Origin of the sequence: Pectobacterium aroidearum (assembly GCF_015689195.1) — a bacterium.
GTDB lineage: Bacteria > Pseudomonadota > Gammaproteobacteria > Enterobacterales > Enterobacteriaceae > Pectobacterium > Pectobacterium aroidearum.
The window spans coordinates 3,448,766-3,462,140 of sequence record NZ_CP065044.1; the positions used below are offsets into that span (position 1 = coordinate 3,448,766).

12 protein-coding genes are annotated in these 13,375 nt (G+C 38.2%); all 12 read right to left on the reverse strand.

Features of this window, described 5'->3' with window-relative positions:
- Nucleotides 1–39: 39 nt before the first annotated feature.
- Nucleotides 40–1,410, reverse strand: a complete 1,371-nt coding sequence (gene cpsG / locus I2D83_RS15430) for a phosphomannomutase CpsG (protein ID WP_205946869.1) — start codon at nucleotides 1,408–1,410, stop codon at nucleotides 40–42.
- A 12-nt stretch (nucleotides 1,411–1,422) separates the two neighbouring features.
- Nucleotides 1,423–2,832, reverse strand: coding sequence for a mannose-1-phosphate guanylyltransferase/mannose-6-phosphate isomerase (locus I2D83_RS15435; RefSeq protein WP_205946870.1), 1,410 nt, complete (start codon nucleotides 2,830–2,832; stop codon nucleotides 1,423–1,425).
- A gap of 18 nt (nucleotides 2,833–2,850) precedes the next feature.
- Nucleotides 2,851–3,768, reverse strand: a complete 918-nt coding sequence (locus I2D83_RS15440) for a glycosyltransferase family 2 protein (protein WP_205946871.1) — start codon at nucleotides 3,766–3,768, stop codon at nucleotides 2,851–2,853.
- Between the two features lie 102 nt (nucleotides 3,769–3,870).
- Nucleotides 3,871–4,716 carry a glycosyltransferase family 2 protein gene (locus I2D83_RS15445; protein WP_205946872.1) on the reverse strand — a complete coding sequence of 282 codons (846 nt, stop codon included), beginning with the start codon at nucleotides 4,714–4,716 and terminating at the stop codon, nucleotides 3,871–3,873.
- On the reverse strand, nucleotides 4,710–5,954 hold the full coding sequence (locus I2D83_RS15450; protein ID WP_205946873.1) for an O-antigen polymerase: 1,245 nt from the start codon (nucleotides 5,952–5,954) through the stop codon (nucleotides 4,710–4,712). Before I2D83_RS15450 ends, I2D83_RS15445 begins: the two co-directional genes overlap by 7 nt.
- On the reverse strand, nucleotides 5,955–7,142 hold the full coding sequence (locus I2D83_RS15455) for a glycosyltransferase (protein ID WP_205946874.1): 1,188 nt from the start codon (nucleotides 7,140–7,142) through the stop codon (nucleotides 5,955–5,957).
- Between the two features lie 64 nt (nucleotides 7,143–7,206).
- The gene (locus tag I2D83_RS15460; protein WP_241007231.1) at nucleotides 7,207–8,163 is read right to left on the reverse strand and encodes a glycosyltransferase family 2 protein; all 957 of its coding nucleotides are present in this window, start codon (nucleotides 8,161–8,163) and stop codon (nucleotides 7,207–7,209) included.
- Between the two features lie 18 nt (nucleotides 8,164–8,181).
- Nucleotides 8,182–9,513 carry an O-unit flippase-like protein gene (gene wzx, locus I2D83_RS15465; RefSeq protein ID WP_205946875.1) on the reverse strand — a complete coding sequence of 444 codons (1,332 nt, stop codon included), beginning with the start codon at nucleotides 9,511–9,513 and terminating at the stop codon, nucleotides 8,182–8,184.
- 10 nt (nucleotides 9,514–9,523) lie between these two features.
- Complete coding sequence (gene rfbC / locus I2D83_RS15470; protein ID WP_129703742.1) at nucleotides 9,524–10,054, reverse strand: dTDP-4-dehydrorhamnose 3,5-epimerase; 531 nt, start codon at nucleotides 10,052–10,054, stop codon at nucleotides 9,524–9,526.
- Nucleotide 10,055: 1 nt separating this feature from the next.
- Nucleotides 10,056–10,967: an NAD-dependent epimerase/dehydratase family protein gene (locus I2D83_RS15475; RefSeq protein WP_129703740.1), complete on the reverse strand. Its 912-nt coding sequence runs from the start codon at nucleotides 10,965–10,967 to the stop codon at nucleotides 10,056–10,058.
- A gap of 1 nt (nucleotide 10,968) precedes the next feature.
- A complete protein-coding gene (gene rfbH / locus I2D83_RS15480) occupies nucleotides 10,969–12,282 on the reverse strand; it encodes a lipopolysaccharide biosynthesis protein RfbH (RefSeq protein WP_205946876.1) in 1,314 nt (437 codons plus the stop codon).
- Complete coding sequence (gene rfbG, locus I2D83_RS15485) at nucleotides 12,282–13,373, reverse strand: CDP-glucose 4,6-dehydratase (protein ID WP_205948205.1); 1,092 nt, start codon at nucleotides 13,371–13,373, stop codon at nucleotides 12,282–12,284. The genes rfbH and rfbG overlap by 1 nt, the downstream gene beginning before the upstream one ends.
- Nucleotides 13,374–13,375 lie beyond the last annotated feature (2 nt).

Here is a 13,375-nt window from a genome sequence, read left to right on the forward strand (position 1 = left end):
TCTTAATTTACTAATAATTTATACCACTAAAATAACCTATCACTGCCGTAGCAGACTTAAAATCGCGTCAGTTTTCTCAACCATTAAAGCGCTATTTGCTTTGGATTCTACATTCAGGCGAACAACCGGTTCCGTATTAGAAGAACGAAGATTGAAGCGCCAGTCCTCGAATTCCAAACTAATACCATCCGTCTCATCAATAAACAGAGCTTCAGGCAAGTACGCCGCTTTAACACGCTCTATCGCGTTAGCAGGTTCGCTTAATGTGGAGTTGATTTCTCCAGATGCTGGATAAGCCTGCATCCTTTCACTCACCAAATCGTGAAGGCTTTTATTTTTTACACAAAGCAATTCAGCGACCAATAGCCAGGGAATCATTCCAGAATCACAGTACGCGAATGAGCGGAAATAATGATGAGCGCTCATTTCTCCGCCGTAGATTGCATCTTCTTGCCGCATCCGCTCCTTAATAAAGGCATGCCCTGTTTTGGACATAACAGGCTTACCCTGCTGGGAGCTAACAATATCAATCGTATTCCAGCTCAGCCGGGGATCATGAATGATTTTGGCTCCAGGCTCTTTTTGGAGAAAAGCCTCTGCCAATAAACCAACAATGTAGTATCCCTCAATAAATTCGCCGAGATGATTGAACAAGAAACAGCGATCAAAATCACCATCAAAAGCAATCCCCATATCCGCAGAATGGGCGATAACCGCATCAGAGGTATCTTTTCTGCATTCCGGTAAAAGCGGATTAGGGATGCCATTAGGGAAAGAACCATCGGGCTGATGGTGCACTTTGATAAAGGTTACGGGAATATTTAATTGGTTGAATCGTGCTTCCAGCGCATCAATAACATGTCCTGCCGCGCCATTACCACTGTTGATAACTAACTTTAATGGTTTAAAATTTGCAGGCTCTACATAGGTCATTAAATGCTGAACATAATCGTCAAGCACAGAGATTTGGGTGTACTCGCCCTTTTCTTCAGCGCAAACCGCAGGAAAAACATTTCTCTCAGCTAATGCCTGAATATCGCGCAGCCCCGAATCACCACTAATCGGCCTGGCACCTTTGCAAACCAATTTCATTCCGTTGTAATCAATTGGGTTATGGCTTGCTGTAACCTCAATTCCCCCGTCAATCCCCAGATGATGTGTCGCGAAATAGATTTCTTCTGTACCCACTAATCCGATATCTAATACATTCGTCCCTGCATCGCGTAAACCTTCGGACAACGCTAATTTCAAACTTTCACTGGTCAGCCTGATATCGCCTCCAACAACAACATTTTTGGCTTTGGTAAACTGACCATAGGCTCGGCCAATCCGGTAAGCAATATCTTCATTAAGCTCGTCACCCAGACGACCCCGAATATCATAGGCTTTAAAACAGGTTAGCGTAGACATCAATAATACCTTTTATACTCTGCCATATCGATCTTGCAGTCTAACGATATCATCGTCAGCCAAATAGTGCCCTGAACGTACCTCAATCATCACAAGATCAATAACGCCAGGATTTTCTAAAGTATGAACAGCACCAGGCGGAATAAACGTAGATTGATTCTCTGAAAGGAAAAACTCTTTTTCATCAATATTTACTTTGGCCGTCCCCACTAGCACAACCCAATGTTCTGCCCGATGGAAATGCTGTTGCAGAGAAAGACCATGCCCTGGGTGGACAACGATTTTTTTTACCTGATAGTGATCGCCGGAATCAATATTGCTAATTTTACCCCACGGACGAAATGACTCAGGATGCTCGCGGTAGTGATGGAGATTACTTTCTTTCAGGCAATCAACCACTTTTTTTACATCTTGCGATCTATCTTTAGCGGCTACCAGAAGTGCATCTCCGGTATTAACAATAACAACGTCATCAATGCCGATAGTTGCAACCAATGCTGAGTCAGAAGAGATATAGTTATTATGGCTATCAAGTGCGATCACTTCGCCAATATTAACATTACCCGATTCGTCCTTTTCTAAAATATCCCATAGTGATGCCCATGAACCAACATCACTCCACCCCGCGGCCAATGGAATCACTACAGCATCGTTGGTATTTTCCATAACGGCATAATCTACAGAATCATCTGGGCAATGGGTAAAAGCCACTTCATCAAGGCGAGTAAAATCCAGATCTTCTCGCGAGTTAGCGCAGGCTTGTTCGCAGGCAGTAAAAATATCAGGGCGATATTCTTTAAGCGCATTCAAGTAAACACTCGCCTTAAACATGAACATACCGCTATTCCAATAATAATCACCTGATGAGACGTAAGCTTCTGCTGTGCTCACGTTCGGTTTTTCAACAAAGCGATCGACGGAAAATGCTGCATCGTTAACACTGGCGCCCCGACGAATATAGCCATACCCCGTATGTGCCTCAGTCGGGACAATACCGAAGGTAATTAATTTCCCCAAGGCGGTAAGCGGCTGAGCCTGATTTACGGCTTGCGTAAAGGCTGCCTCATTCTCAATGACGTGGTCTGCGGCTAACACCAGCAAGATGGGATCAACATCCGGAGCTGAGCGCATGGCTTGCAAAGCAGCCACAGCGATAGCCGGTGCCGTATTACGGCCACACGGCTCAAGGATAATTTTTCCTTCACAGTGCAATTCGCGGAGCTGTTCAGCAACAATAAAACGGTGTGCCTCATTACAAATAACGAGTGGAGCTGCTGACTTAAACCCAGCTAGCCGACTAATTGTAGCTTGCAACATGGTGACATCGCTGTGCAATGCCAATAACTGTTTGGGATACAAGGCACGGGATAGAGGCCAGAGGCGAGTACCGGAGCCACCTGCCATAATAACGGGAACAATCATGTTACATCCTTATATATCTCAAACAGAAGAATTCCAATAACTCTTGTACATAGACAATTTTTTGCACAGCGAGCGATTCAGGCGATGATAATTCTTACCCAACTTATATCCCAAATACTTTGCCCCCGAACTCGCAACAGAAAAAGGGATATACTGATAATGATTATTTTTTAACAGGTAACCAATTTGACCACAGGCAAATTTTACCCCCTCGCCTTCGACCTTACCAAGGCTTGCCAACATCCACTCTTGCGTTTTATGGAAGACGCCAATGTCAAAATAGCGCTTAAATTCTTCACCGACGCTGTAATTGTGGGAATGACGAGCAAGAGCTTGCGGCGTATAAGCCACTCTTATTCCTGCAGATAGCATCCGTGCAGCCACGTAAGCGTCTTCACCCAGGATAAGTTTTGCCGGGAACCCGCCGACCTGACGCAGCGCACTGACTCGATACCCGGAAAAAGAGTTGGACATAAATGCCTTGCGGAAGCCCTGAGGAAACTCATCGTCCATCGATGTCACATATCCAACTTCGCCGTAGCTATGTAACCGAGCGTGTGTGGCAAGTGGGTTCGCATCATGGTGAGGGAGTTGACGTCCATAGACGGCCCCCACACTTTCATTATTGAATGCGCTGAGAAGATGGAAAAACGCCTCATCATTCTGCAATATCGCATCCTGGGTCATATAAATCACAAACTCGGTGTTAACTTTTTCTAATGCCATGGAGCGAGTGCCTCCATGATCAAAGGTCGATTTATCTATGTGATGGACTTCAAAGCCAGTCTCAAGGGCATACTTTACGGTATTATCTGTAGAGCTTGAATCAATAATAATAACGCTTTCAGGCTGCGTGGTTTGAGATTTAATTGAACTAATGACCTCTGCCCACATCGTCCCTGCATTATAAACCGGTATAACAAGAGAAAAACCCATAATAACCCCAAGCCCACTGTAAACTTTAATATCATCTACATTCTTTCACAGAAAAGCATTCCACATAAAATTTAAAGCACAACATTCTCAATAAATCAGCACCTACGACCTAAATAAACGCAATAAAAAAAACAAATTATCCTCAATAAAGAAGACATAAGATAATTTAAAAATAGAATATGGAAGAGAAGTAACATCATATCTGAAATTGATAATAACTTCATTTTTAGCCGATTGTAACCTTGACATCCTGGACATTTTTTTTCGACTACTCCATCCTCGACAGTGGAAAGCCAGCGTATTATGGTCTACAGCTATGCGTCCAATTTCACGCAGCCTAATAGATAATTCAATATCTTCTTTATACATAAAAAATCTTGGGTTAAAAAAATAACCATCTTTTATTATAAGGTTATTTACGATTGATTTCCTAACCAGAATTAAAGCACCACACAATGCATCAGGGTATGATAACCCATCAAAAATCCGAATATCATTAGGATTCACAATATCTTTCCATGAAAACCCTGACTTATATATCCCTAATGAATCATAGTGTACTAATTCTTTTTTATTTTCAAAATCAAATGACTTTAACACCGCAGATATAGCAACCAAGTCTGGATTACCATCTAACCGTTCAGTGAGTAGTCCTAGATTAAATTCATCTATTATGGCGTCTGGATTAAGAAATAAAATATATTCACTAAGAGAAGATGACAACTCAACACCTAGGTTATTCGCCTGACTAAAACCAACATTTTCACCGCAATTAACCTTTACTTTTTTATATCTATTAGAAAGATTTTTTATTTTTTCAATATCAATTGAAGACCCATTATCAACAATAATAATTTCATTTATAAAACTCATTCCATCCAATACAGGAACATTCCACTCTAGATAGTTAAAACTATTATAGCTAACTATAATCACTGAAATTAACACGTCTCTCTCCTCACTAGAAAAAATCTAAAAAAAACAAAAAAAACCAGTTGAAAAATAACAGGAAGATAAAGCCAAAAATTGACAAAGAAAGAGAATATAGAACAAAAATAAAGAACTGAAAAACATGAAACAGTTAAGAATGATGGTTTTTTTAGCATGCTACTCTGTATTAAAACAGCAACAGCAAAAACAAAAAAAGTAAACAAAATGCTAAAACCGACACCCCAATCTTGCACAATAGGCATGAGGTATGATGATACATTTAAATTATCTAAATCTAAAACCAATTCAACCTCATTCCCTCCCACCCCTCTAAAAACACTAGGTATAAGAGTAGAGAATGCATAACCATTGTTTAATCCGACATATCCAGATGTAATTAAATTATCAAGATTTAACACATTAAAATAGCTATATGAATAAACCCAATAAAACATTGATGGCAGAAAATTATACTCAGGCCTTACATGAATCAGTTCTTTAATATCACCACTGCGCAACTCACCTAGAAATGCAAATATGACAAGGGCAAAAAATAGTACTACAGATATCTTAGTTAGATTTTTAGATTGTGTACCTAGAGATTTAATCACTAATAATTCAAGGAATATAGTAATTATGTTCTGCCGAGTGAACGTAGCAATGAAAACAAAAACAATGATGTATATGTGGATTTTAAATCTTTCGTTTTGCTTTCGAAAATAGAAAAGAATGACACACAATGACAGTGCAAAAGAATTTATAAAGCCATTTAAACTAGAAACGCCAAAATCCTTGTAATTACTATACCCTGAAACAAACTGAGAAACTAAAGGAATGAAACCACTCCATATAAAATTCAAAGAGAACAAAGCATATAGTAAAAAAAGAAAGAAATTAAGTCGACTTGTTTTCACTTTTTCAGGCAAGGGTTCATATAGCGCTCCCTTTCTCCTGCTAAAAGAAGAAAGAATAATTCCAGATAATATCGGAACGGATATTAAATAAGCAGTTTCAGGCGATATATTTCTATAATAATAAGTCAAATTCAGTTCTGAAAAAAGCAATAGAACACACCACGGCGCAATAAATGAAAACTCAATACGCCTATAATCAACTCGGTTATACAATATAAAAAAAAACCCTAAAAGAGACACCAAAAAAAGAGGGAGCGATGAAAACTGAAAATAAATCATGAATATAACTGCAACAAATGAAATAACAAAGCCGCCTAATCTATCTATAGATATCTTGCCCACTTACGAATCCTTTATTATATCAGTTATTAAATTTCTTTTGTTTTCAGCATAAAAATCAACAATAGAAGAACTCATTTTTTTTAGTTCAGTACTATTATTTATCAGTGCTTCGAGCTCATCAGCTATCTCAGCTATAGGCCTGTTTCTATCGAATGGCTTACATCCATCTCGGATTTCTATTCCTTTCATTGACTCAATAGTACAAAAACACGGCAAGCCATATGAAAGTGCTTCAACAACCTTAATCTTAATGCCAGAGCCAAATATTACAGGTGATATCATAAGCCGGGCATTCCTAACCGTTTCAGTCAATAACTCTTCACTAAGAAACCCCAAGAAATGCACATTACTAACATGTTTGTATTTATTACTTAAATTATTATTTCCACCTATAATTTGATAGCTAATATCATGTGTAAGTGGAGCTAATTCATTACAAACCCATTCAATCGCTTCTTTATTAGGGAAATACCCCTCACCACCGATAAAAACAATATTTTTCTTATTTTGAGAAATATCAATACCTATATCGTGAAAAGGAATAACAAAAGAACCAAGCTTAGTATTATTTAAACCAAATATATCTTCAGCTTTCATTTTATCGAAATCGGAAAGGAAATATATATCTTTAAATTGACCATATATTTTCCTTTCTAATCGTTTGGTTTTAAATAACTCCATAAGAGAGAAGTATCGCTCAATTCCTTTTGCATACTTAAACCTATCTACAAATATATCACTTTCTATATTATGGCTAATGTGAGTGACAGAGTCAGCATAATTTTTAACTAAAGCATATGACGCAAGATGATCAGATATAATTACATCATAGTTATTTTTTTCAATTAATTCCTTTATCTCGTCTTTAGCCTTAGGATTGTTTCTGACATGAACAAACCTAGGGTTAGAGTTAAAAACATATCGAACAAAAGAAAATAACTTCTCCACTAGTGTGAGTTGTTCAGCCTTTTTTCCATGCCTTTCAAATAAAAAAAAACGTCCATTACATTTTATATGGAGAGGAAAGTCATCAATAGTAGACTTAAGGTCAACATCAATAAAAACACAATCCAAGTGACTAATATAATCAGAATTAACTAACGATGCTAAATTTTTAAAAAAGACCTTTTTCCCGCCGCTATCTGGGTTAACCGGAAACTCAGGACATACATATAAAACTCTTTTCATACTAGATACCAAAATTAATCAATGGAGGAAAATTAATACGATAAATGAAAATTCAATAAAAATACTAGCGATTATTAAAAAATTTCAATTGAGCAAAAAAGCTTATCAACTTGATAAAAGACCGACTAAAGATGCCAACAGATTTTGTTGATTCTTCCAGCCCCCAAATACAATTAACAGAGTGTTTTTGCATTTGCATTAATGTATATATCGTATGCCTCATGATTTTTGGTACTTTTTTCGAATCTATTAAATAATTCCTTAGTAAATTAGATTTGTAAATGAACGCATCCTGCACTTCTTTTTTCATACTTTCATTTTCATTAATTCTATATACGGCAACCTTATCATTTAACTTGAGAATACCGCTTATAGAGGTCGTCCATCGACACCAAAACTCATAGTCAGCTACAGGGGCCCAATCAGCAATAAACCCGCCAAGAGCAATACTTTTTTTCCGATCCATGACAACAGAAAGGGTACCATTAAAGCGATTTGATATAAAAAAATCAATTTTCGAATAATACTTTTTTTGGCGTATATTATTCGATACATTATTTATTTTTTCGCTTTTTTTCAATCTCTCATCTGATATGTAACTATCGAAACCAAAAATAGGAATACTCCCTTCTGTCATATCAGGAAACATTCTATTTATAGCGACCGAAAAATTATCGTTAAACACATCATCGTCATGTAATATAGTAATATACTTTCCTTTTGCTAAAGAAAGGCATTGATTCCAATTGCCAAACATCCCTAAGTTTTCATGGTTTATTACATACTTAAACCTACCTAATTTTTTATTTTTAGCGATGAACTCATGACGTTCTTTTAACTCAATAGAATTATTATCAACAATAATAACTTCAACTGGAAAAATAAAGTTTTGAATAAAACAACTTTTTAATGTTTCATTCAATAGAGCAAATCGATTATATGTCGGTATTGCTATTGTCAGAAGAAACTCATCCTCATCATTATAAGAATTAAAAAAAACCGAATAATTATCATTCATCATAACGCTCTTTCTTTAAATTCATTTAACATGAAAATCTTTATATATCATATATGGCCATTTCCAGTTGTTATATAAAAGTTGAATAACACCTGGTATAACAATCAAGAAATACATTGACGGTGAAAAAAAACGCATCGAGACATATATCAATAATACAATAACAATACCTGATATCAATGCTGGATATAAAAAAGGCACTGTGTTTTTAGTTGTTATATAAGTGGCTGCTATAGTATGGTTTAGTTCCAGTGCCCCAAAACAGAAAATTAACAGAAGAGCACTTTTGGATGGCAGGTGACTTCCTTCTTTCAGAAAAGAAAGAAAATAACTACCTAGTGTCACCGAAAAAAAAGCCACAATAAAAAAAATCAGTAATGAACGTAACAGTACTTTTTTGTACAAGAACCAATTTTCACTAGAATCATTCACGTGTGTCATAGCAAACTTGGGTATATTTAAATTAAAATACACTTGTGATATCGCCATATTGACACTTAAAACTTGCATAGCAATAGCGAATGATGTTAAATCTTGACTATTTAAATAAACTCCCCCGATGAAAATAGATGCTTTATTTATAAGATATGCGCCAAATGTAACAGCACCTAATCTAAAGGAATTTGGTATCATCGCTGATAAAACTGATTTAGTTTTATCATTTCCATCATGTAATAAAAACGGTTCATTCCTTAGAGCATATATACAATAAACCCGACCAAGGAGAACCCCCAAAAGATATGAGATAGCTAATGACAAAACACTTTTTGTTATTATCAATCCCAAAATACTAAATATTATCCACGCAGTCTTTATAATTATATTTGATACATTGCTCTCATAAATTTTATTTACACCCATCAGTATGGGGTTTAAATATAAATAATATATATTTAAAACAAAACCAATAACAAAGATTGCCCATAAACACCATACATTTGGAATATCTGATTTAATAGTAAAACCATGAATATAATATGTACCAAGTAAAAGCAAAAGGCTAAAAGCCACTGCAGATATTGTCCTATATATCTTTTTCGATGATATATATATATCACCCAGCAACATATCATTCCTTTTGTTTAACTTACTATTATCACCTAATGAAAACCCTTCTGAAACTATTTTATCCGCACCATTATAAGCGTAAGAAACCGCTCTTAATATTGTTGGCGAAAAACCAAAATCGAGAACTCCAGTAAAACTAATTACAGCTAAAATAATCATCCAAAAAGCAACTTGCTCCTGAGGCAAATAAGCCAACATAAAAGGTAGCAAAAGAACCCCATAACCTATACTAAGTATTTGAGACAAATACCCAGTAATGATCTGCTTTTTTCCTACACTATGCATAATAAAAATATTACCATGATTTTAATAATGGAAAATTTAAATCTCTTTGTGAGATTATGTATTTCACATCCTTACCATTCCAATCAAAACCAAAGCTATCCCAGCGAATACCTGAGTCATGATCAGGAGCATGAACCGTGGACGTCATATAAACCATTGTTGCACTTTCCGATAAAGCCAGAAATCCATGAGCATAACCTCGGCCAATGTACAGTGCATTTGCTTTTTCCGACGACAGTGTCGTTGAAAAATACTCTCCAAATGTCTTTGAACCGATACGAATATCTACAACGACATCCAAAATTTCGCCACTAACACAATAAACCAATTTTGTATGATCATAAGGTGGAAGTTGAAAGTGCATTCCTCGCAGTACCCCCTTATGTGAAGTTGAATAAAAACTCTCTGTAAAATCCCCCTCTAATCCATTTTCAATAAAAGTCGGAGCATGAAAAGTTTTAACAAAAAAACCACGTTCATCTTTAAATAATTTATTATCTATCTCGTAGATGCCATCTAGATTTGTAGCATTTATTTTCACTTCATCCCTCCAAATCTTTGTAGTAATCAATTGTCCTACTAATGCCCTGATGTATTGTATACTTAGGAGACCAATTCAACTCAGATTGCAGCGTAGAAATATCAGCATACGCTATAGGAATATCATTTTTCGATGGTTCGCCCCACTCCTTATCAACCGTTTTGCAGAGATGTTGTTCTATTATAGAAATAAGTTCCCTGATGCTGATAGCGCGGCCAGAACCTAGATTGTATACTCGATACCCCCTCTCCCCCTCAAAACTTTTAACACCAGAAATATAAGCACTAACAACGTCACTTATATAAATAGGGTCAATTTTTTGCAATCCATCAGAAAGAGAAACCTTATCTCCTCTCAATGATTTCTGAATAACCGTAGGTATCAATTTGGCATTATCTTTTTCACCATAAGGTGAAAAAATTCTAAAGGTTATCGATGGAACACTATCCTGATAAGTTTTTAGGATATGCTGAAAAGCAAGCTTAGTTTTCGCATAAAAATTAAATGCTTTTTCGCTGGCATTTACTGAAACTGGTTGCTGGCTACAATCAAGCTCAAAAAACGTTCCAGTATTAATAAACCCTTTAACTCTATATTTTTCACACAATCCCAATAAAGCTGTGGGAAACGTAACATTAGAATTCATTTGGTCGATAAAATCATTCTCGTTATCAAATTTTCGATATAAGGTCGCTAGATGTATCATATAATCAATCTTATGTTGCGAAAATGCAGAGTCGAGAGGAACTCTATCGATATCGTAAAATATTATTTCTGATTTTATTTCTTGCAAACGCCATAAATCAGACGTAGAACGCTTATAGCCAATTACACAGAAGCCCTCTTTTATAAGGGCCTCTGCTACATGACTACCGATGAAACCTGTAATTCCGGTAATCAATACTTTCTTCATGTTAAAAATTCAACCCAAAGAATTCTTCAAATTTTCCGATCACAAAATCCAAATGTTCAGTATCTAATCCCGGATAAATGCCGATCCAGAAAGTCTGGTTCATGATACGGTCAGTATTGGTTAATTCACCGACAACACGGTATTTCACTCCTTCAAAGTAAGGCTGGCGAGTCAGGTTACCTGCAAATAATAAACGAGTACCAATTTTGGCATCGTCCAGGAATTTGATCAGATCAACACGACTAATCCCGCTTTCTTCTTTAAGGGTAATCGGGAAACCGAACCATGATGGCTCAGCATTCGGTGTAGCTTCAGGCAGCTCGATGAACTCTTCACATGATGCGAGCCCCGCTTTCAGATAGTCGAAGTTAGCATTACGTTTCGCTACAAAATCAGGCAGACGATCCATTTGCGCCAGGCCACATGCCGCTTGCATGTCCGAAATTTTGAGATTGTACCCAACATGTGAATAGGTATATTTATGGTCATAGCCAAAAGGCAGGGAACCTAATTTCTGGCCGAATCGATTATTACAGGTGTTATCACAGCCCGGCTCACAGTAGCAATCACGTCCCCAATCGCGGAAAGATTCAGTGATCGTTTTCAATTCGGATGAATTAGTAAAGACGGCACCGCCTTCGCCCATAGTAATATGGTGCGCAGGGTAGAAACTTACGGTAGCAATGTCACCAAATGTGCCAACGATCTGACCGTTGTATTTGGCACCCAACGCATCACAGCAGTCTTCAATCAGCCAGAGATTGTATTTATCGGCAATTCTCTTAACTTCAGATAAATCAAACACATTCCCCAGAGTATGGGCGATCATAATCGCACGTGTTTTATCACTGATTGCCGCTTCAATTTTGCTGGGGTCGATATTGTAAGTAGGAATATGAACATCAACAAAAACAGGAATCAGGCCATACTGAATCGATGGGTTAACCGTGGTTGGAAACCCTGCAGCAACAGTAATCACTTCGTCACCCGCCTTTAACGCACGATCACCCAGTTTCGGGGACGTCAGCGTAGCCAGAGCCAGAAGGTTAGCGGCAGAACCTGATACTGTCGTCAGAACATGTTTTACACCAAGGAATTCACCCAAACGGCGTTCAAATTCACGGTTAAAACGCCCTGTTGTCAGCCAGCCATCCAGACAAGCATCAACCATCATTTTGATTTCTGGAGCACCGATCACTTTGCCCGCAGGAGGGATGATACTTTCACCAGCCAAAAATACTTTGGAGGCAAAAGCCTGGTTAGCATATTGTTCGACCAGTTTAGCGATGTCTTCTCTTAGGTTTTGGGTGCTCATCAATAGTGACCTTTATCGTTTTGAGTTTTCATATAATCATGTATTTCATTTAACGTAATCTGGCGCATATCTGCACCAGCTAACCAAGCTTTGTGCCACGTGACAATGCGGTTCAGCGTCTCTTCAAGCCGCCATACTGGTGCCCAATTCAAACGCATTTTAGCCTTGGAACAATCTAGCTTCAGATAGTGTGCTTCGTGGGGGTGTTCACCATCATCCAGAATCCATGATGCATCCTTGCCCCACGCACCAACCATCTTTTCAACAATCCATTGAACCGGTTGGGCATCTTCATCTAGCGGTCCAAAGTTCCAGCCCTCTGCATACGCCGTACCGTTTAGATAAAGCGCCTGCGCAATGCAGAGATAACCAGACAGCGGCTCAAGCACATGCTGCCAAGGGCGGATAGCGTGCGGACTGCGAATCAAGACGGGACGTTGCTCTTCAAATGCCTTAAGAATATCGGGAATAAGACGATCGAGTGCCCAATCACCACCGCCGATCACATTACCCGCTCTGACCGAAGCCAGCGCACAGCCATGTTCCTGATATTTATCAGCGTTAAAGTATGACTGTCGATATGCTGCAGCGACCAATTCAGCACAGCCTTTGCTGTTACTGTAAGGGTCATAGCCACCCATGGGTTCGTTCTCACGATATCCCCAAACCCATTCTTTGTTTTCGTAGCACTTATCGCTGGTAATATTGACTACGGCTTTAACGCCACCGATTTTACGCACCGCTTCCAGCAAATGCACGGTACCCATGACATTCGTCGCGTAAGTATCAACAGGAATATCGTACGAAAGCCTGACAAGCGGCTGCGCCGCCATGTGGAAAACAATTTCAGGGCCAAATGCTCTGATACTGTCTTCCATTTTCTGGTAATCACGGATATCCTCAATTTCGCTGGACATCCCTTCTTCAACACAGGCAGATTGATAAATAGACGGGGTCGTCGGTGCCTCCAACGCGTACCCTTTTACCTCTGCCCCCATACTCTGCAGCCACAGGCATAACCAACTACCTTTGAAGCCAGTGTGCCCCGTCACGAAGACTTTTTTGCCTTGCCAAAATGCTGAATTCACCACGC